This window comes from Martinezella rhizogenes (assembly GCF_000799715.1).
GTDB classification, from domain to species: Bacteria; Pseudomonadota; Alphaproteobacteria; order Rhizobiales; family Rhizobiaceae; genus Rhizobium; species Rhizobium rhizogenes_C.
The window spans coordinates 826092-849660 of the sequence record NZ_JUHG01000013.1; the positions used below are offsets into that span (position 1 = coordinate 826092).

Below are 23569 nucleotides of genomic sequence, written 5' to 3' on the forward strand. Positions count from 1 at the left end.
AAAGGTTTCAGTCGCTTGACCAGCGTTCAGCCTTGCTTGCAGCTCTTCGCTCACTGATAGGTGCCGACACATAGACATGCCTCAGTCGCTGACCACACCTCCGGTTCATTCGGGCGCCCTCTGGACAATCGAGCGCGGCGTCTCACCGATCGTTGCGACGGCCATCCATAATGGGCACGCCGTTCGCAAGGAGCTGGAAGGCTTTTATGCGCTTTCATCCGACGAGCGCCTTCGTGAGGAGGACCCATTCACGGAATTCATCTCACGCGACGTTCCGAACCGGATCGTTTTCCATAGGTCTCGTTTCGAAGTCGACGTCAACCGGGCTCGCGATGGAGCGATTTACCACGCGCCAGAACAGGCCTGGGGGTTGAAGGTCTGGAAAGACAGGCTTTCATCCGATGATGCCAAGACCTCTCTTCAGGCACATGATGACTATTACGAAATGCTCAAGGCCTTTTTGAAGGGTATCGAGCGTTGGCATGGCCGGTTCGTGGTTCTCGATATCCATAGCTACAATCATCGTCGGGGAGGATCCGGGTCTGCACCAACGGAGCAGGCAAAAGCACCGCACATCAATATTGGCACGTCCTCCATCGACCGCACACGCTGGTCGCATGTACTCGATATCCTCACGGATCATTTCCAGTCTTTCGAGATCGACGGCTACCGGCTCGACGTGCGGGAAAACATCGCCTTCCAGGGCAAGGGCGAGCAGACCCGCTTCATCCATGAGCATTTCCCTCTCACTGGCTGCGCCATCGCCGTCGAATTCAAAAAATTCTTCATGGACGAATGGACGGGTGAACCGAATCTCGGCGCCCTCGAAAAGCTTCGTAGCATCGTCGCGTCGGCCGTTCCCCTGCTCGAGCAGGCACTGGAGTCTGGCCGATGAACAAGGCGACGCCGCTCAGCCGACAGGACGAGCCGGATTGGCTCGAAGATATCCTCACCTGTATCGGCGAGGGCAAGCCGATCCGCCGCGATCTGCCCGGCGGCGGTCGTCTGCATATCGACAGGCCCCTGCCCTTTCTGTGCGTCCATATCGCGGAGGACGGCGCCGAACCCACGGCCCGGGACGTTGCCCAAGCCAATGCCTCCTACCTGACAGCGCCGCATGCGACGACGGCCATAACGGTGATCGACGCTGTCGCAAATACCCTGGAAGAGCGCTTTGGCGCCTTCATCCTGCTCGACATTGGCGAACTGTCGCAGGACAGGTTTTTGACCGATGACGCGCCGTTCCTGCCGCCGTTCGAAGTGTCGATCTGGTCGAGCGCTGATGCGATTGCGGCAGCCGACGCATTCTCGACGGCCGTCAGCGACAGCGAAGCGCGGTTCCGCACACCACGCGTGGAGAAGACGGAGGCGGCGCCCTTGAGCGACGACAAGCAGATCGCGCGCGAACTTGGCTGCTCGGCCATTGCGGTGAGGTTCGCGCCGGTCTACCGCCAACCCGGCTCCGAAGACATCTATCCGGAACTTCGCGAACAGCTTGTGGCCATGTTCTTCGATGCGGGCCTGCAGGCTTTCGCCTCCTTTATCGCAATGCATCAGCTCTTCAAACTGACCACACACCGGGCGCTCGGACGCAAGGCGTTCGTCGACGCGGTTTCGAGGGTGGACCGCAGCATCGATGAGATCGCCTCGACCTTCGACTTTCTTCTGACGGTTACGCCCATCAATGCGAAAGCCGCGTTTGAAGCTTTCAAGACCAGCGGCCACCAGGCGCCGCCGGCCTTTCTCTACCGCCCGCTCGGATTGCAGGTGGAAGCCGTCAAGCGGAAGCTTTTCTCGATCTCCTTCGAACATCTCGAAGACCCCGTGCTCTACCAGCTCTATCGCGAAAAACAGCGGGAACTCGATCTGCAACTCTCGCTGCTGTCGTCGCGACAGAGCCCCAAATTCGTCGAATTCGGCCGTGCACTCTATGAGCCGGTCGAGCGGCCGCTGCTGCGCGAGGCGACGGCGATCCTGACTGCCTTGAACGGAAACGAACCGAGCGGTGATGACGACGCGGACATGGAAGACAAGATCGCCAACTGTTTCCAGGTGGAGCGGCGAGCCAGGGCTATGATCGCGGCTTATCAGCGGCAGGGGACGGACTTCGAGGCGTCGGTCGAGCTTCGGGACGATTTGCCCTCCGGCCTGATGGTATCCGGACATCGTTTGCTGATCGCCCGCAGCACAGTGATGGATATGCGCCGCGTCGAGCCCCTGCTGTCGCACGAGATCGGCGTTCATCTGCTGACCTATTTCAACGGCTCTGCGCAAGGTCTGCGGCTGTTTCGCTCGGGACTTTCGGGATATGAGGGTATGCAGGAAGGCTTGGCCGTTTTCGCCGAATATCTCGCAGGCGGCATGACGCCGGAGCGGCTGAAGCTGATTGCGGGACGGGTCGTCGGATGTGCCTCCATGCTCGACGGCGCGACATTTGCCGAAACCTATTCCATGCTCGTTGGCGACTATAATTTCTCCGAACCGGCGGCCTTCAACCTCGTCCTCAGGCTCTATCGCGGCGGCGGACTTGCCAAGGATGCGATCTATCTGCGCGGCCTGCTCGCTCTTCTCGATCATCTCGAAAATGGCGGCGCCCTGGAGCCATTCTGGATGGGCAAGATTGCCGCGTCGCATTTCAAAGTGATGCAGGAACTTGCCGACCGCGGGCTTCTCCGTCTGCCGGCGATCCAGCCCATCTTTCTTCATACCGGCGCAGGACGCGCGCGGCTGGAACGGGCCAGAAGCGGTATGCGCCCCCTCGACATGATCCAGCGACAGGAGCCGTGAATGCGGATAGCATTTTTTGTGAACTCCATCGAAGGCGAAACCAAGTATTACACGACGACCGCGCTCGCGCTTGCCGGCATCGCCCGTGGTCATGACGTCTGTTATCTGACGCCGGGCGACTTCGTGTTTCGCCCGGACGACCGCCTGATGATCCGCACAACCGCTCTCAAGAATGGAAAGCCTAAAAAGGCTGATACCTTCATCAGTGCATTGCAGAGCGATCAGGTGGAAATCCAGACCATCGACGTCAGCGAGATCGATGTGCTCTTCCTGCGCAACGACCCTTCCGAAGATGCCGACGAACGGCCGTGGGCGGCGCATGCCGGTGCGATCTTCGGAAGGCTTGCGGCCGAGCGCGGCGTGCTTACCGTCAACGATCCGGACGGGTTGGCACGCGCTCAGAACAAGCTCTATTTTCAGGGCTTTCCGGAGGCGGTGCGACCGTCCACCCTGATATCGAAAAGCATCGAGGAGATCCGCGCCTTCGTCGATGAGCAGAAACAGGGCACCATCCTGAAGCCGCTACAGGGATCGGGCGGCAAGAATGTTTTCAAGATTACCTCCAGCAAGGAGAGCAATCTCAATCAGATCTTCGAGGCAGTCAGCGGCGAAGGGTACCTGATCGCACAGGCCTATCTTCCCGATGCGATGGCTGGCGATATCCGACTGTTCCTGATGAACGGCCGACCGTTGCAGCGGGACGGCGTGTACGCCGCCTTCCGGCGTGTGCCGGCAAAAGGCGATGTCCGTTCCAACATGCATGCCGCAGGCACCCCCGCCGCTGCCAAGATCACGCCCGAGATTCTCGCGGTCGCCGAAATGGTGCGTCCCAAGCTCGTCGAGGATGGCATGTTCCTCGTCGGCCTCGATATCGTCGGCGACAAAATCCTCGAGATCAACGTCTTCACGCCCGGCGGCCTGCCCGATATCGCCAAACTCCACGGCGTCGATCTGACGCCCGATGTCATCATCGCGCTGGAACAGAAGGTCGAGATGAGGAAGAATTATGCCGGTCGGATTTCAAACCGGACGCTGGCAACCTTGTAGCTTGCCGGAGCTGAGAAATAGGCGACGTTTGGTGCGCTTTCGCGTGACCTGTTGACGCCCTGGAAAAAACCTCGGTGATGGAGAAAAGTCTGACGAACTGTCACTGTCGCCAAGGACGGCGATCGCATGAAGGATGCTGTCGTTCGCCCCGGCCCGCGCTTCGGTCGGAACCATAAGAGCGCCAGGCCGTTCTTTAATCGGTTCGATAACGAACCTCCTGGAGCGCCAGCGTCCAACAATTGCCATCGAGGTGCAATCATCGGCATTGCTGCTTCAGCGGTACGCATTGAAAGGATGATAAAATGCTGCCGATCCGCGTCGATACACCATCATTTGGGAAACGTAGTAGAGACCGATCTTCAAGGGAAGCCACCCGAGGTGCCCGCATCACTTTTCGGCGGCGCCGGAGTGTGATCTGGACCGCAATGAAGACGCTGATCATGGCGAGCGCCGTCCTGTTGATGCCGGCCATGGCAGAAGCTCAATCACCCCAGCTCGAAAGCACCTGCCAGATCGTCGCCAAGAATTTCCTCCTGACGGATCATCTCAATGTCGGGATCGTCCAATCCTTTCCCGAATTGAAGCCGCCAGGAACTCGCTTGACCTATTCGACCCGGCCGGGAGCCAGCAAGTCCGATATGAGCGACAGCTTCGAATGCGAATTTGACAAGACCGACCCGCCTTACCATCTCACGCGATTCTGCGTTTCCGAAGTCTGCTATTCCGCTAGTGATGCCGATGCTGAGCGGAAGCGGCGCTTCGACGAAATGCGCATCCTGCTCGACCGCACCAACAAATGAATGCGCAGGTGTGATGGCTGGCGAAGGAAATTCCATTGAACCGAATTTCAATTCGGTTTTTCCCACGAAGGAACATGAACGGACATCGGGCGGCTTGGTTCCAGCCTCAATGCGCACCTCCGCCGCCGCCTTCTTTCAGATCGACATTGCTGAGGATCAGCGCAAGCGGGACGGCAGAGAGCGCAATGAACATCAGCACATGGAAAACGTCGATGAACGCCAGGTAGCTTGCCTGCGTCTGCACCTGCTGGCCGATCCAGGCTATCGCCCGCGCCTGGGCATCGGCCATCGTCGCACCCGTCTGCGCAAAATAACGTGTCATCGACTTGACGGTCTCGTAGTAGGCGGGTGAGGACGGAATGACATGTTCAACGAGCCGGCTCTGGTGCCATTGCTCGCGATGGGCCAGCACGTTGGAGGCAATGCAGACACCGATCGAGCCGCCAATGTTGCGGGCCGCATTGATCATGGCGGAAGCCTGGTTGGTCTGGTCCGGACGCAGGCCGAAATAGGAGGCCGAGGTGATCGCAATGAAGATCAGCGGCAAGCCAAGCCCGACATAGACGCGCGACCAGACGAAGAAGCCAAAGTTGAGGCCGGGATAGAGCCACGTCAACTGCCACATGGACACCGCGATGATCGCAGCACCGGTAGCGATCATATACTTCGGCTGGATTACCGAGTTGAGGCGACCGGCGACGAACATCATAACCATGGTGACCAGGCCTCCCGGTGACAACGCCAGGCCGGCCCAGGTCGCCGTATATCCGTAATTCTGCTGCACGACCTGCGGAATGAACTGGGTGGTGGCGATCAGGATCGCGCCGGTTGCCATCATGACGATGAAGCAGGAGCCGAATTGTCGCGTGCCCAGCAACCATCCGTCGATAATCGGATTTGCTTTCGTCAGTACCCAGGGAATCGCTATCGCGAACGCCAGGATGCACAGCACCGTCATGGCGATGATGAAATTCGAGCCGAACCAGTCCTCTGTCTGCCCGCGATCGAGAATGAGTTCGAGCGAACCAAGAAAGGCCGCGACCAGAAGGAAGCCAACAAGATCGAAACGAATGCCCTTTTGCCGAAGTTCCAGCCGTTTGCGCTCCGTCTCCGGCGATTCCCGCAGCAGGGCATAGACCAACAGGAAAGCAAAGACACCCACCGGACCGTTGATGAGGAAGCACCAGTGCCAGGAGAAGTTATCCGATAGATAACCGCCAAGCGTCGGGCCGACGACCGGCGCAACGACCACGGCGACACCGAACAGCGCAAATGCCTGGCCGCGCTTTGCCGGCGGGAAGGCGTCCGCCAGGATCGCCTGCGAGGTCGGCACCATGCCGCCGCCCGCAAAGCCCTGGATGACGCGGAAAACCAGCAATGTCTCAAGGTTCCAGGACAGGCCGCAAAGGATCGAGGCGACGGTGAAGGTCGCCAGACACAGGAGATAGAAGCGCCGTCGTCCGAACCGCTCGGCAAAATAGCTACTGGCGACGAGCACGATGGCATTGGAGACGAGATAGGTCGTCACCACCCAGGATGCTTCGTCGGAGCTGACCGCGAGGCCGCCGGAAATATAGCGCAGGGCCACGTTGGCGATCGTGGTATCCAGCACCTCCATGAAGGTTGCCAGCGACACCACCATCGCGATCAGCCACGGATTCGTGGCTCCTGCGGAAGATGCTCTCGCCCCGCCGGCGGTTGTGCTTGCGCCGCTCATCTCAGCTCTTCGGTCTTACGGTGACGGTGGGGATCACGGACATGCCGGGACCTATCGAAACATCCGCCGGCCATCTGTCGAGGACGATCTTCACCGGCACGCGCTGCGTGACCTTCACATAGTTGCCGGTCGCGTTCTCGGCCGGAAGCAGGGAAAAGGCCGTGCCGGAGCCGGGTTGGACCGAGGCAACCTTGCCATGCAGCGTGTGATCCGGATAGGCATCGATCGTCACATCCGCCAGCTGGTCTGGCCGCATATCCGTCAATTGCGTCTCCTTGAAATTGGCGGTGATCCAGATTTCGTCGGGCACGAACATCGAGACCGCCTGCCCGGCCTCGACATATTGGCCCTTGGCGCCAGTGAGGCGAACGACACGACCGGGTTGGGCTGCGGTGATCGTCGTATATTTCAGATTTTGCTGCGCTTCCTCCGCCTGGGCCTGCGCCTGTTTGAGACTGGCGAGGGCACTGGCTTTCTGCGCCTCGGCAACGGCCTCGTTCTTCAGCGCTGAAGTAACGTTGGCCAGCATTTGCGCGAGGCTCGCCTGATCCTGCTGCAGGGTCGAGGTCGCCTGCTGCACCGCCTGCACGCTGCCGGATCCGCTTTTGACCAATTGTTGCTGGCGGCTGGATTCCTGTTGCGCGTATTGCAGGGCGGCCGATGCCGAGTTCTGCTGCGCTCTCGCCACATCGACGGCGGCGTTGGCGGCATCGATCTGCGCGCTGGTGCTTTCGACCGAGGCATTGGCGACCTCCACCTGCCCGTTCGCCTGGTCGAGGGCGATCTGATAGTCGCGTGGGTCTATCTTCAGGATGATATCGCCAGCTTGCACATGCTGGTTATCGGTGACCGGAACCTCTGAGACATAGCCGGAAACCTTGGCGGCGAGCGAGAAGCTGCGTGCGTCAACGAAGGCATCGTCGGTCGTCTCATAGGGATAGAAATAGACCCGCCAGCCAAACCATGCCGCGACGAGCAAGATCGCCAGAGCGACGACGCCAAGCAAGATCCAGAAAGGATGGCGGCGAATGAAGGATGGCCGCTTCCTTTCCGGTTCGGCGTTCGTTTGATCATCGGCCCTGCCTGCAGTTTGCTCTTGGGGGTGATCCTGCTTGCTTTCCACGATGGTGGGTTGATTGTCTGCCATGACATCACTCGCATGATTGTTGGTAACACGCCCTTTGATGTTTCGATCAATGCTCGGCTTGGGTTGCCGACACTCGTCAATGCCGCAGAAAACCTCGGATTTTCTTCAGGTCCCGAATGAAGGACGCGCGGCTCCTTTCCTTCTCGTCCGGCTCCCTGATCCGTAAAAGAGCCGAGGGATGAATGGTGACGAGAATGTCGAACTGTCCTTCCGGATGAAGGATGTTGCCCCGATCGCGCATCACCTTCACCTTCGAGCCGAGCAGCGACGATACGGCGGTCGCGCCGAGCGCCACCACCAGCTTCGGCCGCAAAAGCTCAAGTTCGGCGCCGAGCCACCAGGCGCAACGCTGCACCTCGCCGGCATTGGGTCTTGCGTGCAGCCGCTTCTTGCCGCGCATCTGATACTTGAAGTGCTTGACCGCATTGGTGACATAGCAGCGATCGCGGTCCACACCCGCCTCTTCAAGGCATTGATCGAGAAGGCGGCCCGCAGGACCAACGAACGGCCTGCCCGCCAGATCCTCCTTGTCGCCGGGTTGCTCACCGACAAGCACGACCTCGGCGTTTTCAGGGCCCTCGCCGAAGACCAGATGCGTCGCATTGCGATAGAGGTCGCAACGCGTGCAGGATTCGGCAGCATGCCGAAGGTCCTCGAGTGTCGCCGCGTCGGCGTGATCGCGCTTCAAAGAAGGACCGGTGTCGGGCAAAGGATGCTGTTTATCGAGCATGGAAAGGCTCGCTGCGATTTGAAAGCTATTCGGTGATCAACTAACCGCCGCTCTGTTTGTTCCCCGTCGCTTTGACCAAGGCATTAGGGAACCCCTGCCCGTAACCATCGTTAAGACATGACATAAGGTCACAATGACGGAGGAACGTCATGAACACCGTAAGCCAAACCGACACCTACACACTCAGTGCTTTTTTCCTGGACGAGAATGACGCCGAGGAAGCGGCCACGGCGCTGATGGATGCCGGCATACCCAAAGATGGCATCACCATGACACCAGGCAATCGGCCCGACGTCCCGCCGATCGATCATCTCGGCTTCCTCGATGCCCTGACGGGAATTTTCTTCCATGAAGAGCAGCGCACCGCCTATGCGGAGGCGCTCGAGCGCGGCGGAACGCTGGTCACTGTTCAGATCTCTAGCGAGACCCAGCACGAGACCGCATTGAACATCCTCGCCGAGAAAGGTCAGATCGACACGGACGAGCGGAACCGGAATGGCTGACAGCCAAGCGCATGTCTGAAAACTCTAGCGGCGCTGCGGCAGGCCGTTTCAGCGCCGACATCAAGCAGCCGTACGGTCCATCAATCGGGAGATCAACCCTTTCAGCTCCGGTTCCTCTACCCGGATGGCGGCCTCCGGCGGCGACAACCATTCCGTGGTGAGCTGCCCGGATTTCGGAAACGTGTCGGATTCGTCCTCGACCTCTAGAACATGGACGGCCACCATCGACGGCATCGCAGTCTCGGAATCAAGAACCTTCAGATACGTGTAGTAGCCAAAGGGGTTCTTCCTTGCCTTGCCTCTTATGCCAGCCTTCTCCCAGGATTTGCGCTCGGCAACCTCATGTGGTTTCAGCCCGTCGATCGCCCATCCTTTCGGAATGGTCCAGTGATGCTTCTCGCTTGTAGTGACAAGAAGGACTTCGACGGTTTCGTCGACAGCGGGGCGAATGCAGATCGCACCGATTTGTTCGGCCAGGTCGCCATGCAGCATCGTCTCGACATGGGCCGCCAGGCGGGCCAGATGGGGTTCGTTTCTGTTCATCGGATCTCACGGGGGTTCGTATTCGGACTATCGATCGATTCTCGGCATTGCTTCCGACAGGGCTCCCGGCAGGAGCAAGCCTATCAAACGAAACCTGCCGTTGGCAGGGGCGGATAATCGCCAACGACAGGCTTTCAAGCCGCATGAGGAATGCGACACCTCGGCAAGCATGACACCCTTGCCTGGGTCTAAACCCCAGCCGGCGGTGTTTGTTCCCGACAAATCACAGCCATATCGAACACTCCTGATCCTGATTTCATCGCTGTCGCGCTGAAATGTTTCCCGCACAGACACTCAATGAGGCGTCGGAATCAGCGCGCAACCGGCCGGCTGCTGTCAGGCAAACACTTCGGTCCGATAGAAGGCTGCGAACCTCCAGGACTTTGGTCCCAGATCGACTGCGACTGAAGCCTTTCTGGGCTCCGACTGAAGCCCCAGAACAGGAACAGATAAGCGCCATGGCTGTTTTGCCTATAGCTCCGTTACCCACGGACGAATAGCAAGACAAAGGAGAATATCATGAAAACGAAGGTACTTAGTATAGCGGCACTCTCTCTCGCCTTGGCAAGCGGAGTTGCTTTTGCGCAGTCGTCGACCGTCACCGGTGCGGCGGGTGGAGCAGCGACAGGTGCTGTCGTCGGCGGTCCGGTTGGAGCCGCGATCGGCGGTGTCGCGGGAGCCATTGTCGGCACAGCCATCGACCCGCCGCCGCAGAGGGTTGTCACCTATGTACGTGAGCAGCCATTGCCCGACGACGCGGTTGTCGTCAGGGAAAGAGTCGTGGTCGGCCAGCCGCTGCCGGAAACCGTTATCATCAGAAGGGTTCCGGAAAATCCGAAATACGCCTACGCCGTGGTCAACCACGAACGCGTTATCGTCGAGCCCTCGTCGCGCAAGGTGATTAGAGTTCTCGATTGATCGACATTGGAGAGCCTGGTCGGCTCTCCAATCATCCCTCTCCACGATGCCGTCAGAGGCCAAGCGCGCTAAGCCACCTATGGAAGGCCGGCAGTTCTTCAGCGTGTGGCGGATGTTCGATCCTGAGCTCTCCCATATGCTTGCGCACTTCGCTGGGACTATAGCCGAATTCATGAGTGAAAGCGCGGCTGAAATTCGCCGCTGAATCGAAACCAAGGTGACTGGCGATATCGATAATTCTTCGATTATTGGCGGGATCGGCAATCGCCGCGCGGGCCGCCAAAAGCCGTCTTTTGCGGATATAGTTCAAAACGCCACCCGAGGTTTGGAATAGCTCATAGAGCCTGGTGCGCGAAATCGCTAGCTCACGGCTCAAAGTTTCAGGCGTCAGATCCTCTGAGCCCAGATTATTTTGGATAAAGCGCCGGGCTCGCGTCATCAGCCCGATTTGGGAAGTTTGGTCGTTGATCACATGGCAATCCACCAGTGATGCGATGCTATGGAACACCATCTCCCGAAGCTGGCTCCTCACACCCGGCAGATCATCCTTTGTCAAGCGACCGAGGTTCGCCTCGAGGAAAGCGACATAATCAGAGAGAAGCTTTACCCGCGCGCCGCTGAAAACAACATTGCTGCTAGCGCCCGGCAATCCGCCCCGGTCGGCAAACAGATCATATGGCAGGATCAAAGTGACCGATTCCGCGCTCAGGGTACGTCCGTAAAAGGGATAACCGAGCGTACGGATCTCCATCATGCCAGGCTCGTTTTCCGCAACTCGTCCGTCAACGTTAGTCCATGTTTTTCCGGAGCGCAGAAACGTGATCTGCCAATGATCGATGGAGCTAAAGCGCACTTTATCAGCCGAGCGCTCGTAGCTGAAAGCCGGCGTGTCTTGCTGGACAAACAACACGCCTTCAAGATTCCAAACGGTCTGATTGACCGAAAAATAGTCATCAAGTTTGACATTCTCCGGCAAGCGCATGTCAATCAGCGGCGCCATGCGGTCCTGCCACGCTGGAAACTGTTGACCCGGCCCCAGATCCCGGGTCGAAAACGGCAACGAAACCAGCTCAGGCGCTTCCTTGGTTCCGCTGCAGAGCGGCGCCTGGGATGATATACGCGGCCACCGACGCCTTTCTACAAACGTTGGTTGTTCGCAGGAAGCATCAGCTTTGTTCCACATCATTGTGGTGGCCTTTCGACAATATTCTGAAAGTTGTCTGATCGTAATGACTACATTTTCTCCAACTACTGGATATGGATCCAATAGATGTGCAAGACCAAACAGTTAAGGAGGGAAATAACCTTGGCGCGGAGAACAGTTTCTTTCCTGAATACCTAGATTGATACCCGAGCATCCCAAAACAGCCTGAATCTGCTTGCATTGCCCCCTTCGGAAAGGGGGCAGAGAGACACATAGAAAACCACCCGTACTGTGTCCTGGGAAAATGAGTTCTGTCTGAATGCAACGCATCGGCAGAAGAGTTCGCGAAAGCAAAGGGCGCCCGACCGAAGGTTCTGGGCAGCGATCGCAAGTTGAGCACGTTTAACGCCCTTAAGGATGGCATTGTTGCAGACCTTAGCCTGGAAATTGCAACAAATAATTAAGCAGAATTCCTTAAGATTTTCAAGGTGATTATGACGAAATCTAAATGCTTTTCGTCAGAAATTACTCATCGCAACGATCACAGGAAGTAAATTATGAAGTTTAATCGGAATCTCTATAATTCGCACTATAGTCGAAGCCTATTGAAATTGCCGGCTATGACTTTAGGGGCATTGGCAATTTCTGTAACTCTACTTAGCAGCGCAAATGCATCCGACTTAAGGCAGCCGGAAAAGAAAACCATAGAGCTATACATGAAGAAATATCAGAGAAATCAAACTTTCTTCTATAGTGGAAACAAAATGGAGAGAAAAGTCAGGGTTTCGTCGGCAGAATATTTCAAGGGTGCTCCCTATATCTGCACACCAAGCGGATTTGGACGAACATCGCACTGCTATGCCCGCAGCACATATTGATGCGAATATGAGCGCTTGCTGCTCATTCGAGAAACGGAAATAGGGGCTGCTATCTTAGACAGCGGCTGTGCGAATTGACGACTGGCAATTTGCTTCCGCGCTTCGCTATAGCCCCTATTCCGGCATCCGTTCTTCAACTGGGCAGATGTTTGCTGACATAATTGCCCCGTCGCAATTTGCGGACCTCATCATCATGCTTGAGCGGATTGTGCCGGAACACATACCATTTTCCGCTCGATGCCCGCTTCTGATAGATGACCCCCGCTTTCTCACGATGCAGAAAGCAGGAAACGTTCTGTGTGGCAGTTTTCTTGCTGTACCACAGAGCCTTCATGCAGAGTTTGCCTGAGTTGGACGTATGCCAGTTGCCCTTTGCGTAAGACTTTTGGGCACCCGTACGCGACCATGCGACGAAATGATTTCGGTCTTTTGAGAAAAACCCAGCACCATTCTTCCATACCCAGGAGCGCCCCACATAGAGCCTATGTAACTCGGCGGCGCTCATTGGGGCTGCCTTGCTGGCCGCGCGGGCGATTACCCGATCGGTTTGTTGTTGTGTTGCTGCGCTGGCTGTCCCGAATAACAGCAACGTCGAAAGCGCAGCATTCAAGATGACGAAACGGAACGAAGACATTTTTGTTTCCACTTCAGCTGTTTACCGCGGGATCAATTCACGAGAGGGCTGGCAACGACACGCCAATCCGGCCGACCCAAGCCATCCGGCCACGGATAGACTTCACGGTCGTTAAAATAGACGACTGCTGCCATGTCTGGGAATTCGGTGTGCGGCTTGCTGGCTTCCTCAGCCCAGGAGCGATTGTAAGCGTCATTTCCCTGATAGCCCAGTTCGGCGATGACGATCGGCTTTCCAAACCCCTTAACCCGATCATAACCCGGTTTGGTCGCTTCCACGAAAGTCGAGTCGCGTCCAAGTTTTTTCTGATCGAATGGCTGGTAGCCGAAGACCGAAAGCCCGACGACATCAACGTACCGATCGCCTGGATAGTAAGCTTCAAGTCCCTCCTTCCCCATTGGGGACCACATATATTTCGCGGATGGAAGATACTGGCGACATACCGTGATGGCATGCCGATAAGCCTTCACATAACCCTCTGGTTTCCAGTAGGCCCAGGTGAATTGCCCGTTTTTTTCATCCATTTCCTGAGCCCAGCGGATGCTGACGGGGCTCTGGAGTTTAGCCGCTGCCGAACAAACCGCGGCCATGTTGGCATCGTAGCGACCGGCCAGAATCCCGCTCAAAAGATCCTCGGGGGTTACGCGCCAGTCACGCGCCCAAGACCAGGGTTCAATCGTGATCAACAGTGACCGTCCGCGCGTGCGCGCATAGGCATCCGCTGTGTTGAGAGTTGCGAGATCGACATCTTCCCAGGCAAGGAAAAGATGCTCGATCTTCGGATTATGGTCGTTGGCAAAATCCCCATTTGGATCATAGGCACCCGAAGCAAGCGATTGTGGGGTGATGATCGGTCTCTTGTCATGGAACATGTTTTGGGTCTCGGCCTTTGCTTCAAGGACGTTACTGGCAGTATAAGCTGCTCCGCAAATAGCGGCGGTGCAGAGCATAGCTGCCGTCAGTTTGGATATGGTTTTCATTGGATTATCTCCTTCTTTTGCTCGGTCTTGCCCGTGCTCAAGGTGGCTTTCACGACACCTAGTCGCTGCGAAACCAGGTCATCAGCGACCAGCTTCTCGGCCTCATCGGCTTTTTGGGCGACGGCATGACGGAATACGAACCAAGCCCCATTCGGCTCACGCCTTTGGTAAATGGTTCCGTTGCTAACTTGATGGACAAAGCAGGTTTTTGCCGGGAACTTGCCGTTTGTCGCATGCCAGGCCGCCACCAAACATAGGCGACCCGTATCGGTTACTGTCCAACGGCCCTCGGCCCAGGACTGACCTCCTGCTCCATCGACCCAGGCGAAAAACCGGCGATCCGCATCCTGCATTCGCCCTGCGCCATCGGCCCACTGCCAAGTCTTGTCGCGATAAAACACATAGAGCTCACCCGCCGTCATGGGTCGAGCGCTTGTCGGTAGCTTGACATCGACCTTGGCGGCGGCATTGCTCGACGCGGCAAGCCCGAACGCGATGGCAATGGCCAGCGCGGGCGCACAAGCGAGGCGGGTGGCTTTGTTGTTCGATGGCTTCATTTTTGTTCCTCCCGTACAGCAACCGAGGCAGCTTTTGCCGCTGTTATGTTGACCGCCCGTAGGATACTGGTCCTCCGCCTCGCGGTGTTCTGAATGTCGCTCTCTGCGACAGTCGACCGGCCAATGGTCGAAACTTGGAACCCAAGCTGTTCGGCAGCATCGGCATTTAAAGCGCTTCTAAGATCGATGAGAATCGGTTGGCGCATGCTCTGCTTGAGCTGAACCAGATCGATTTTCTTGATGGTTTCCCATTCCGTGATAACGACAACGGCGTCGGCGTTCCTCGCGCATTCATAGGGGTCATCACAGAAGTCGACGTCGTCGAGGATTTTTGCGGCATTCTCGATGCCGACAGGGTCATAGGCACGGATGCGGCCGCCGAAACGTTGCAACGCTTCGATCAGTGGCACGGAGGGTGCTTCGCGCATGTCATCGGTATCGGGTTTGAACGTGAGACCGAGGATAGCGATAGTCAGACCGTCTATGTCGTTGCCAAGAGCTTCCATCACTTTCAGCGCCATGCGCCGCTTGCGTGCCTCGTTGGCGCTGACGGTCTCCTCCACAATGCGAAGAGCTACCCCATGATCCTGCGCTGTGCGCAGAAGCGCCAGCGTATCCTTTGGAAAACAGGAGCCGCCATAACCAGGCCCGGCCGTGAGGAAGCTTGTCCCGATACGCTTGTCGAGCCCAATGCCGAGCGCCAGCTCGTTTACATCGCTGCCCACCTGTTCGCAAAGATCGGCCAACTCATTGATGAAGGTGATCTTGGTCGCCAGAAATGCGTTCGCCGCATATTTGATCAGCTCCGCGGTACGTCGCATGGTGATGAGAACCGGCGTGTTTTGCAGCGCGATCGGGCCATCATAGAGTTCGATAAGACGCTTGGACGCGCGCTCGTCCTCGACACCGATCACAACACGGTCCGGCGCCAGGAAATCGCTGACTGCGACGCCTTCGCGTAGGAATTCCGGATTGGAGGCAACAGAGAACGTGCCGGCTTTGCGGACAGAACCAATGATCTTCTGCACCACGTCCCCCGTGCCGACGGGCACGGTCGATTTGACCACCACAACCGTATTGTCCGCGATCAACGGCGCAAGTTCGCGCGCTGCCGAATAGACAAAGGAAAGATCCGCATCTCCATGATCGGCGCGCGGCGGCGTGCCGACGGCGATGAAAACAACCGCGGCTCCATCCACCGCTTCGATCAGGTTGCAGGTGAAATCAAGTCGTCCCGAGGCATAATTGCGCTCGACCAATTCGTCGAGTTCGGGCTCGTAGATCGGCATCCTGCCCTCTCGGAGGTCTGCAATCTTCCGCACATTCTTATCCACACAGACAACAGTATTGCCCCATTCGGCAAAGCATGTGCCGCTGACCAAGCCCACATATCCGGTTCCAATAACAGCTATCTTCATCTGCGTTCGCGCCAGCGGCGCCCTTCCCTGTTATCAATCCGTGTCAGCGGCAGTTGCGCGCCAATGCGGATTGAACACGATCCTGTGCAAGTCGTGCCCGCCTATTCCGGCGCCTGCCACCGAGAAACGATATTCGAACAGCGTGTAGCCACTTGCGTCCCAGGCCAGCGACTGGATGCCGCTACGGCCCCGCTCAATGGTGCCAAGACATGGCAAGGCGATCAAAGTCAGCAGGCTCCCGGCGAGCGCTGGACGATAGAAGCGGCTGGCCGTGCGCACGATGTTTTCGCGAGCATGCTGTAAAACAATAACCAGGACGAGCAGCGTATAGACTGCTGCATTCACCGTGGCGAAGACATAGAAGCCGCTGGTGTCGCCTGCATTAGCGACAAGCAGCACCGGTAGGATGGAGATCAACGACAGCAAGATGTAAGGCGCGAGAACCCTAGAAGGGAGCGGATCAACATTAGAGGTGCCCTTCGGCGTAACGCGAAAATCCACGAAAGATCCCGTTGCCCAGTCCCGCACCGCCGCCAGAGTTCCCGCAAGCGCCCACGGCCAGCGAGCGAACAGAAACAATGTCATCTCCCAGCTGAGAACCTTGGCGTCCATCGGCCTGAACGTGCCAGTGTTACGCCACCGATAAGCAAGCAGGATCAGCAGCACCGACTGTGGTACGAAATGAAGCAGAAAGTCGGGATAGGACACATCAACGAAAATCCGTCCCTGTATAAGCGCAACCACGGGCAGGAAAAACATCAGCGCCATGAAGAGCGAGAAGAGACAATACCAAAGCTGAGAGAACAGGAATTGGATCTTCAGCCGCAATGGCAGGTGTCTGACCAGCTTTGGTGAATATTGCAGCAGGATCATCATCAGGCTGCGCGACCATTGGAACTCCTGTGTAATGAGATCCGTGAAGGTGCGCGGACCATCGCCGTGAGCGATCGCGTCGAGCGCATGAACGCCGCGCCAGCCATGCGCGTTCATCATCAAGGTGGTGGAGTGATCCTCGGCCAGTTCGGGACCAAGCCCCCCTATATCCTTCAGGGCTGCGGTTCGAACGGCGTAGTGCGAGCCGATGCAAAGCGGTGCAAGCCCGCCATTGAAACCCGCCTGCAGCGATCCATGCATGCTCGCTTCGGCATAGAGACGACCGCGTGCCGACCAACTTTCGTGAGCATTATGGTCACAAATGCTAGGCGCGGACACATAGCCAACCGCCGGGTCGGCAAAGGGACGCAGCATCTGATAAAGATAGTCAGGTTCCGGCACATGATCGGCATCGAGCTGGGCGACGAAATCATAACGCGCATAGCCATAGTGATCATAAAAGAAGGCGAGATTGCCCTCCTTGCAACGGGTGCGCCGCGGCCATGTCTGGCGGTGATAGTCCTCGCGACCCTTGCGGGTGGAAACATGGACACCTTGTTCGCGGCACCAGTCCAGTGTCGCGCGTGACGGATCTTCATCGGCAAGCCAGGTGTCGTGCGGCACCGTTTGGGCCAACATGGCAGACAATGTCTCAGCCACGATTCCGAAGGGCTCCGACGGTGCCTTCGTCACTACCATTGCCACGCGGCTGCCGGCGGGCAAACGCAGCCGTCCACCTGGTTTCCGCGCATGATAGAATACGACAATAAAATAGACAGGAATGATTGTGACCCACGCCAGCACCGAGGTCACCAAAATGGATCCGACAAGATACACATGGTGCGCGGGGACAAACCACCAGCGCCAGAAGTAGACAACCGCGGCAAGCCATAAAGCGGTGCCGGCAAGATATTCAGCGCGCCGATAACCGGCCAGGACTGGCACCATTAGCGGTTCGTCCCGCATTGCTTGAGCCTGTATCTCGCGCATACTCATTCGTGCACCTCCAATCCGAAGAAAGGAGCGGCAGTTCGGATGATCGTTTCGATGTTTGAATAAAGAGGCTGAAAGCCGAGTTTCTCGGCTGCAAGACCCGAAGCTGCATAGAGAGCCGGTGGATCGCCTGCCCGGCGGGCACGCATTTCCACTGGCACTGGGCACCGGGAGATTCGCCTGATCGCGGCCAGAATCTCCTTAATGGATGTTCCACGGCCGGTACCCAGATTGACGGCGAGGTTCGCCCCACCTCTCATCAGATATTCAACGGCGAGTATATGAGCGCGCGCAAGATCCATGACATGGATGTAGTCGCGGATGCATGTGCCGTCCGGCGTGTCGTAGTCGTCACCGTAGACCTGAAGAAAGTCGATGGAGCCGCTTGCGGCAAGCAGTGCACGAGGGATCAAATGTGTCTCAGGATCATGCCACTCGCCAAGCTCTTGCTCCGGATCGGCGCCTGACGCGTTGAAATAGCGGAGTGCCGCATAATGCAGCCCGTAGGCCGCCGAATAATCAGCGAGCATATGTTCCGCAATCAGCTTTGTTCTGCCGTAAGGACTTATCGGCTGCGGGATCTGGTGCTCTCGGATCGGTAGACGATCCGGAATGCCGTAGATCGCGCAGCTCGATGAGAAGATCAGCTTGTCCGTACCCGTGCGGCGGCATGCTTCCAGCAAGGAATGAGTGCCGTTCACATTGTTGGCGTAGTATTTCGCCGGGTTTTCGACGGACTCACCGACATAGGCCGAAGCCGCGAAATGTATCACCGCATCCGGGCTGTATTTTGCGAGAACCTCGACAAGGCGTTGCGTGTCGAGAATATCCCCCTTCTCAAAAGGACCCCAGCGTACCGACTCTTCATGGCCAGTCGAGAGATTGTCATAAACAATCGGCTCATAGCCTTGCTTGCGCAAAAGCTTGGCGGTGTGGCTGCCGATGAAGCCGGCGCCACCTACGACGAGTATGTTTCGCATGGACATCACGCCACCTCGACAAGCTCGCCATTGGGGCGAACGAGTTGACGTTCGAAATAGGAAACCGTCGACTTCAGACCGTCCGCCAATGCGACAGACGGCTCCCACTTCAATTCCCGTTTCGCAACCGTAATATCGGGTCGGCGCTGGCGAGGATCATCGACCGGCAGCGGCTGATAGACAATTTTCGATGGTGATCCCGTCATCGCAACGACCTGTTCCGCGAGATTGCGAATACTAAACTCGGTCGGATTGCCAAGATTGACCGGCGTGTGAATTGCCGGCTGGCTGCGCATCAGCCGGGTGAAACCCTCGATCAGATCATCGACATAACAAAAGGAGCGCGTCTGCGATCCGTCGCCGTAGATGGTGATATCCTGCCCCTTGAGCGCTTGGACGATGAAGTTGGAAACGACGCGGCCATCGTCAGGACGCATGCGCGGCCCGTAAGTATTGAAGATGCGCGCGATCCTGATATCGACGCCATATTTCTTATGGAAGTCGTAGAAAAGCGTCTCGGCAGAACGCTTGCCTTCATCATAGCAGGAGCGTGGGCCGAAGGAATTGACATGGCCCCAATAGCCTTCCGGCTGCGGATGGACCTGCGGATCTCCATAGATTTCCGAGGTGGAAGCCTGAAATATCCTTGCTTGATGATGCGCTGCCAGTTCTAGAAGGTTTAACGATCCGAAAACGCACGTTTTCAAGGTATGGATCGGGTCTGCCTGATAATGTTGCGGCGAAGCCGGACATGCCAGATTATAAATCTCGTCGATGGGCAGATCGATCGACCCGATAATGTCATGGCGGATAAAACTAAAAGTGTCGAAACGCAGCAAATGCCGCAAATTCTCCATCCGCCCAGTCGAGAAATCGTCCACGCAGATCACTTCGTGACCTTCAAGTAACAGCCGCTCGCAAAGATGAGAGCCGAGAAATCCCGCGCCTCCCGCAACAAGAACTACACGCCTTGCGGTATGCATCAGAGATAAATGCGAAGATCTGAAGGTCATACTCATAAAACTCTCCCCACTATTTTGTTTCACGCTCAAAATATTCGGGTTACAACACCTTATAGTGCTCACCGCTAAGCGTCAGCGATAGTTAAATTATTGTTATAATCGCTAATTATAACTTAGTAACATCCATACAAACTGTCGTTATCCGGGAATTCAGAAACTTTACATTTTGTCCATATTATTTATCTTAGGTTGTCATGGTAAAAATAGATAAATACATTTCACGCAACGAATAATCGTTGTGTAATTTTCGCAGTTTTCGGAATAAAGTCTGTAGTTACTATCCCCATAAGCAGATACAATGCGGGGAATTGATCCCTTTTGTTGTTCCGGATAGGTTGAAAACCAGGGAAGCGGCTACTGTTGCTCTGAAGGCATTGACAGCGCGCGAAGTCCTGGCGGGTCACAATCGCTGCGGCGGCACTCGATAACGATGTTGCAATCTGCGCGCTCGGACACTTTGCGAGGACGACATTAATCCACCCATCAGGCAGCGGAATGCATGCGCGAGGATTGTCCGCGTTAGTCGGATGGTTGAAGGGATTGTTCGTCAGGCGCCGAAGGCGGTCCAATAATCCAGTTTAGCGGCTATGGCCGAGCATTCTCAACCACTTGTCGAAGGATTGATCACCGTCGCCCTCAGAAATCGGCGCGACTATATGCCCGAGATAAGGTGGAACCGTCAGGTTCCGCGCCTCGCGAGGGCTGTAGCCAAACTCCTTACTGAAGGCCCGGCTAAAGTGGGCAGCAGAAGAAAACCCGACTGCGAAGGCGATGTCGATGATTTGCTGCCGATTGGTGAGATCGCTGAGGGCCGCATGGGCAGACAGAAGACGGCGCCGTTGAATATAATGATGGACTCCACCATCCAACTCGAGCACCTGATAAAGGCGGGTCCGCGAAATGCCGAGTTCCCGACATAGCCGCTCCGTCGTGAGATCGGGCGACATCAAATTGCGCTGCACGAAACGCCGGATGCGTTCCATCAAAGCCCAATTGCTGTGCTGCTCCGAGACAGTGGATTCAATGGCCAGCGACGAAACACAGGTCAAAATCATATCGCGCGTCGTCTGTACTACATGGGGAAGATCCTTTGCCGCAAACTGCGAAAGATTCTCCTCGAGGCTATCCAGATACTCTATCAGCATTTTGGTATAGGTCCCCGACAATGCGGTGTTGTTCCTGATCTCGGTGGAGCCGGGAACATCAAAAAACAGCTCGCGAGGCAAATAAAGGGACAGGCTTCGCAACTGGGTTGATCGGCCTCGAAAAGGGTGCGCCAAAGACCGCAGCTCCACATTCCCCGGCTCACCTTCCGAGACACGCCCATCGACTTCCGTCCATGTGTGGCCGCTGCGTAATATTGAGACGTGCCAATGATCGATGAGATCCGATCTCACCCTTGCCTGCGAGCGCAGGTAGCTGTGTGGAGGCGTATTTTGTTGGACGACCAACATTCCACCGAGATTCCACGCTGCGTGGTCGGCGACAAACTCCACATCCTGGGAAGAAATATCCGGACGTTGAACATCCAACAAGGGGGCCACATAGGCCTGCCAAGCGGCAAATTGTTCTATCGGCGCCAGATCTCGCGTGGAAAACACCAGTGGCTTCAACGCCGACGAAACCGATTGCTCTTCCTCGGTTGCCGCTGCCTGCCGTGGAAAACGACGGCGCTCACCATGCACCGGTCCGACTTCATCGCTCTGCGTGCTATCCTTGGCTTTGATAGCGCTGGCCGCAGCTCGTTCTTCGCGCCGAAAGTCTGACAATTTGGCCTCTCCAGAGCCCAACCCTCAAATACGCTTGCCGTGTCAACGGCATTTCGACTCCGGCTAACGGCCGGTAAAAAACGAAGTATCGCCCCGCTGCCAGTTATTGTCCAGGCAATTTGACCGGGCACCTTCGGGCCAAGCCTGAACGGTCATACTGAACCGTTGAGGCATACTTCGATGATTATGCTCAGTCCATCTTTCGAACAACGAACCTTCTGGCAGTATATGTTGCCGCATTTATTAGCTATTTTCTATTCAAACATCCTGTAATATATTGATTGAAAATTGGTCGCCACTCACCTGCGAAGTAATATCCCCTGGATGATGCGTTCGCTGCTGAGGTTGGATAACGACCGCACCTTGCGTGTGCCGGTTTGGGAGGACTAGCCGCATGCCCGAAAATCGTGCGAATTGGCCACTGCTGGTTCCACAAAAATCTGAATTTGACGATCGTCCGGAGGCGCTATTCTCGCTGTGGGGCCCGGATTTCAAGCTTGTAGAATGCTCTGAGGAACTTAAGGAGCGCGCGAGCCCTGGCTCTCTGACTGCTATGACGTTGTGGGAGCTCTACCCCTCTTTGGCAAATCCCGCATTCGCGGACTTGGTTCAGCTCGTGGTCGATACCGGGCATTCGCGACGTGTTCGGCTCAATCCCTCGGTGTCCACGGGCCGGGATTTGCTGTTATTCCATACCCGGGACGGTCTTTGCGTTATCGAAATCGACAACAGTGGCATCAACAGAGCGACATTGCCGGAAGACCAGGAGCGGGCGCGACTTCTTCATCAGGCAACACATGACGTTCTAACTGGTTTACCCAATCGTCGCCAATTCAGCCAGGAGCTGGATAGACTCCTGCCGACTGGTGGTGAAGCAGGTCTCGCGCTGATGCAGATCGACCTGGACGATTTCAAGCCCGTCAACGATACGATGGGGCATGGTGCCGGCGATATCGTGCTTCGGCTTGCCGCCGAAAGGATCAGCCGAACCCTTGAACGCGATGAAATAGCATACCGCCTGGCCGGCGATGAGTTTGCCGTTATCCAGGTTGCCGCGCAGCAACCAGCGGAGGCCGAAAGGCTGGCGGAGGCATTGGTTGCCGAATTCAAGAAGCCGTTCACCGTTGACGGAATCTCGCTGTTCGTCGGCGCAAGTATCGGCATAGCGATTGCACCTCGTGACGGCAATGAGGGGGAGCAGTTGATGAAAGCTGCCGACGTGGCGCTTTATGCCGCCAAAAAGGAGGGCCGCCGACGGGCGCGAACGTTCGACCAAGGCATGCTTTTGGTGTTAGAGCAAAGGGAGACGCTGCGGCGCAGTTTGCGTGTGGCGCTCCAGCACCATGAGTTCTTCCTCGAATATCAGCCGCTGGTGAAACCCCCATTTACGGTCGTCGGATTCGAGGCACTGTTGCGCTGGCGACATCCCAGTTTGGGCATTATTCCACCAATAGCCTTTATCCCGATGGCGGAGGCCGATGGTTTGATGAGCGAGATCGGCCAATGGATACTTGAGGAAGCGTGCCGAGAAGCCCTTACATGGCCGGTGCACTACACGGTGGCCGTCAATCTGTCGCCAGCCGAATTTCTGACGCCGGGCTTTACCGACCGGGTCGCGCAAACGCTCGATATTGTCGGGTTCCCCTCCGAACGTCTGGAACTTGAGATCACCGAAAGCGTCTTGCTGGAGCGCACCACCAACAATCTCGATACGTTGAACACGCTCAACGTGCTCGGCATTCAGATTTCACTCGATGATTTTGGGACCGAATACTCCTCCTTGAGTTACCTTAAGAATTTTCCGTTCGATAACATCAAGATCGACAAGTATTTTATAAAGGATCTCCTTCGGGACAGCAAAAGCCAAACCATTGTCCGCTCCGTCATCGCCTTGGCGCACGGCCTCGATATGCGCGTCACGGCCGAGGGCGTGGAGACAGCGCAACAGGCCGCCTGGCTCCAGGGTGAAGGTTGTGACCGTTTGCAAGGCTATTTCCTCAGCCCACCGATGGGAGCTGACCGGTTGAACGACTTCATAGTGCAGAGGAACCGCACACATCCAGCGTCCGCCCTCGACGAGGCCCGCGCTGGGCCCTGACTTTTGAAATGCCCTTTGATGAAGGAGGTTT

The 23569-nt window shown here is 56.7% G+C and carries 20 protein-coding genes; 7 read left to right on the forward strand and 13 right to left on the reverse strand.

The window, feature by feature from the left end:
- Positions 1-76: 76 nt before the first annotated feature.
- The 4 genes from EX00_RS15715 to EX00_RS15730 all read left to right on the forward strand — a co-directional run bounded on the left by EX00_RS15715 (position 77) and on the right by EX00_RS15730 (position 4634).
- Entirely contained in the window at positions 77-895 is an 819-nt protein-coding gene (locus EX00_RS15715) for an N-formylglutamate amidohydrolase (protein WP_047459436.1), read from the forward strand.
- Positions 892-2787, forward strand: coding sequence for a flavohemoglobin expression-modulating QEGLA motif protein (locus EX00_RS15720; RefSeq protein WP_047459437.1), 1896 nt, complete (start codon positions 892-894; stop codon positions 2785-2787). The genes EX00_RS15715 and EX00_RS15720 overlap by 4 nt, the downstream gene beginning before the upstream one ends.
- The gene (locus EX00_RS15725) at positions 2788-3834 is read left to right on the forward strand and encodes a glutathione synthase (RefSeq protein WP_047459438.1); all 1047 of its coding nucleotides are present in this window, start codon (positions 2788-2790) and stop codon (positions 3832-3834) included.
- Positions 3835-4244: 410 nt separating this feature from the next.
- Positions 4245-4634 carry a hypothetical protein gene (locus tag EX00_RS15730; RefSeq protein ID WP_309546366.1) on the forward strand — a complete coding sequence of 130 codons (390 nt, stop codon included), beginning with the start codon at positions 4245-4247 and terminating at the stop codon, positions 4632-4634.
- A 106-nt stretch (positions 4635-4740) separates the two neighbouring features.
- On the opposite strand, the gene EX00_RS15735 is transcribed toward EX00_RS15730, so the two are convergent.
- From EX00_RS15735 to EX00_RS15745, 3 genes are all read right to left on the reverse strand, one after another.
- Complete coding sequence (locus EX00_RS15735) at positions 4741-6351, reverse strand: DHA2 family efflux MFS transporter permease subunit (RefSeq protein WP_047459439.1); 1611 nt, start codon at positions 6349-6351, stop codon at positions 4741-4743.
- A gap of 1 nt (position 6352) precedes the next feature.
- The gene (locus tag EX00_RS15740; protein ID WP_047459444.1) at positions 6353-7498 is read right to left on the reverse strand and encodes an HlyD family secretion protein; all 1146 of its coding nucleotides are present in this window, start codon (positions 7496-7498) and stop codon (positions 6353-6355) included.
- 76 nt (positions 7499-7574) lie between these two features.
- Positions 7575-8228 carry a UdgX family uracil-DNA binding protein gene (locus EX00_RS15745; RefSeq protein ID WP_047459446.1) on the reverse strand — a complete coding sequence of 218 codons (654 nt, stop codon included), beginning with the start codon at positions 8226-8228 and terminating at the stop codon, positions 7575-7577.
- A 149-nt stretch (positions 8229-8377) separates the two neighbouring features.
- On the opposite strand from EX00_RS15745, the gene EX00_RS15750 reads away from it, so the two are divergent.
- Positions 8378-8731, forward strand: coding sequence for a hypothetical protein (locus EX00_RS15750; protein ID WP_052210751.1), 354 nt, complete (start codon positions 8378-8380; stop codon positions 8729-8731).
- 60 nt (positions 8732-8791) lie between these two features.
- On the opposite strand, the gene EX00_RS15755 is transcribed toward EX00_RS15750, so the two are convergent.
- Entirely contained in the window at positions 8792-9274 is a 483-nt protein-coding gene (locus tag EX00_RS15755) for an NUDIX hydrolase (protein WP_047459449.1), read from the reverse strand.
- A 519-nt stretch (positions 9275-9793) separates the two neighbouring features.
- On the opposite strand from EX00_RS15755, the gene EX00_RS15760 reads away from it, so the two are divergent.
- A complete protein-coding gene (locus tag EX00_RS15760; RefSeq protein WP_047459452.1) occupies positions 9794-10192 on the forward strand; it encodes a DUF1236 domain-containing protein in 399 nt (132 codons plus the stop codon).
- Between the two features lie 52 nt (positions 10193-10244).
- On the opposite strand, the gene EX00_RS15765 is transcribed toward EX00_RS15760, so the two are convergent.
- From EX00_RS15765 to EX00_RS15805, 9 genes are all read right to left on the reverse strand, one after another.
- Entirely contained in the window at positions 10245-11378 is a 1134-nt protein-coding gene (locus EX00_RS15765) for a helix-turn-helix domain-containing protein (RefSeq protein ID WP_047459454.1), read from the reverse strand.
- Positions 11379-12347: 969 nt separating this feature from the next.
- Positions 12348-12848 (reverse strand): DUF995 domain-containing protein, encoded by a 501-nt coding sequence (locus EX00_RS15770; RefSeq protein WP_047459455.1) that lies wholly within the window; start codon positions 12846-12848, stop codon positions 12348-12350.
- Positions 12849-12880: 32 nt separating this feature from the next.
- Entirely contained in the window at positions 12881-13828 is a 948-nt protein-coding gene (locus EX00_RS15775) for a glycoside hydrolase family 26 protein (protein ID WP_047459457.1), read from the reverse strand.
- The gene (locus tag EX00_RS15780) at positions 13825-14385 is read right to left on the reverse strand and encodes a DUF995 domain-containing protein (RefSeq protein ID WP_047459462.1); all 561 of its coding nucleotides are present in this window, start codon (positions 14383-14385) and stop codon (positions 13825-13827) included. The genes EX00_RS15775 and EX00_RS15780 overlap by 4 nt, the downstream gene beginning before the upstream one ends.
- Positions 14382-15803: a UDP-glucose dehydrogenase family protein gene (locus tag EX00_RS15785; RefSeq protein WP_047459464.1), complete on the reverse strand. Its 1422-nt coding sequence runs from the start codon at positions 15801-15803 to the stop codon at positions 14382-14384. The genes EX00_RS15780 and EX00_RS15785 overlap by 4 nt, the downstream gene beginning before the upstream one ends.
- 33 nt (positions 15804-15836) lie before the next feature.
- Positions 15837-17672, reverse strand: coding sequence for a glycosyltransferase family 2 protein (locus tag EX00_RS15790; protein ID WP_047459467.1), 1836 nt, complete (start codon positions 17670-17672; stop codon positions 15837-15839).
- Positions 17669-18655 carry a UDP-glucose 4-epimerase GalE gene (gene galE / locus EX00_RS15795; protein ID WP_047459469.1) on the reverse strand — a complete coding sequence of 329 codons (987 nt, stop codon included), beginning with the start codon at positions 18653-18655 and terminating at the stop codon, positions 17669-17671. The genes EX00_RS15790 and galE overlap by 4 nt, the downstream gene beginning before the upstream one ends.
- Positions 18655-19668, reverse strand: a complete 1014-nt coding sequence (locus tag EX00_RS15800; RefSeq protein WP_047459470.1) for a UDP-glucuronic acid decarboxylase family protein — start codon at positions 19666-19668, stop codon at positions 18655-18657. The genes galE and EX00_RS15800 overlap by 1 nt, the downstream gene beginning before the upstream one ends.
- 581 nt (positions 19669-20249) lie before the next feature.
- Positions 20250-21356 carry a helix-turn-helix domain-containing protein gene (locus EX00_RS15805; RefSeq protein WP_047460399.1) on the reverse strand — a complete coding sequence of 369 codons (1107 nt, stop codon included), beginning with the start codon at positions 21354-21356 and terminating at the stop codon, positions 20250-20252.
- Between the two features lie 478 nt (positions 21357-21834).
- Between EX00_RS15805 and EX00_RS15810 the strand changes: the two genes are divergently transcribed.
- A complete protein-coding gene (locus EX00_RS15810) occupies positions 21835-23538 on the forward strand; it encodes a putative bifunctional diguanylate cyclase/phosphodiesterase (protein WP_047459471.1) in 1704 nt (567 codons plus the stop codon).
- The last annotated feature ends 31 nt before the right edge of the window (positions 23539-23569 follow it).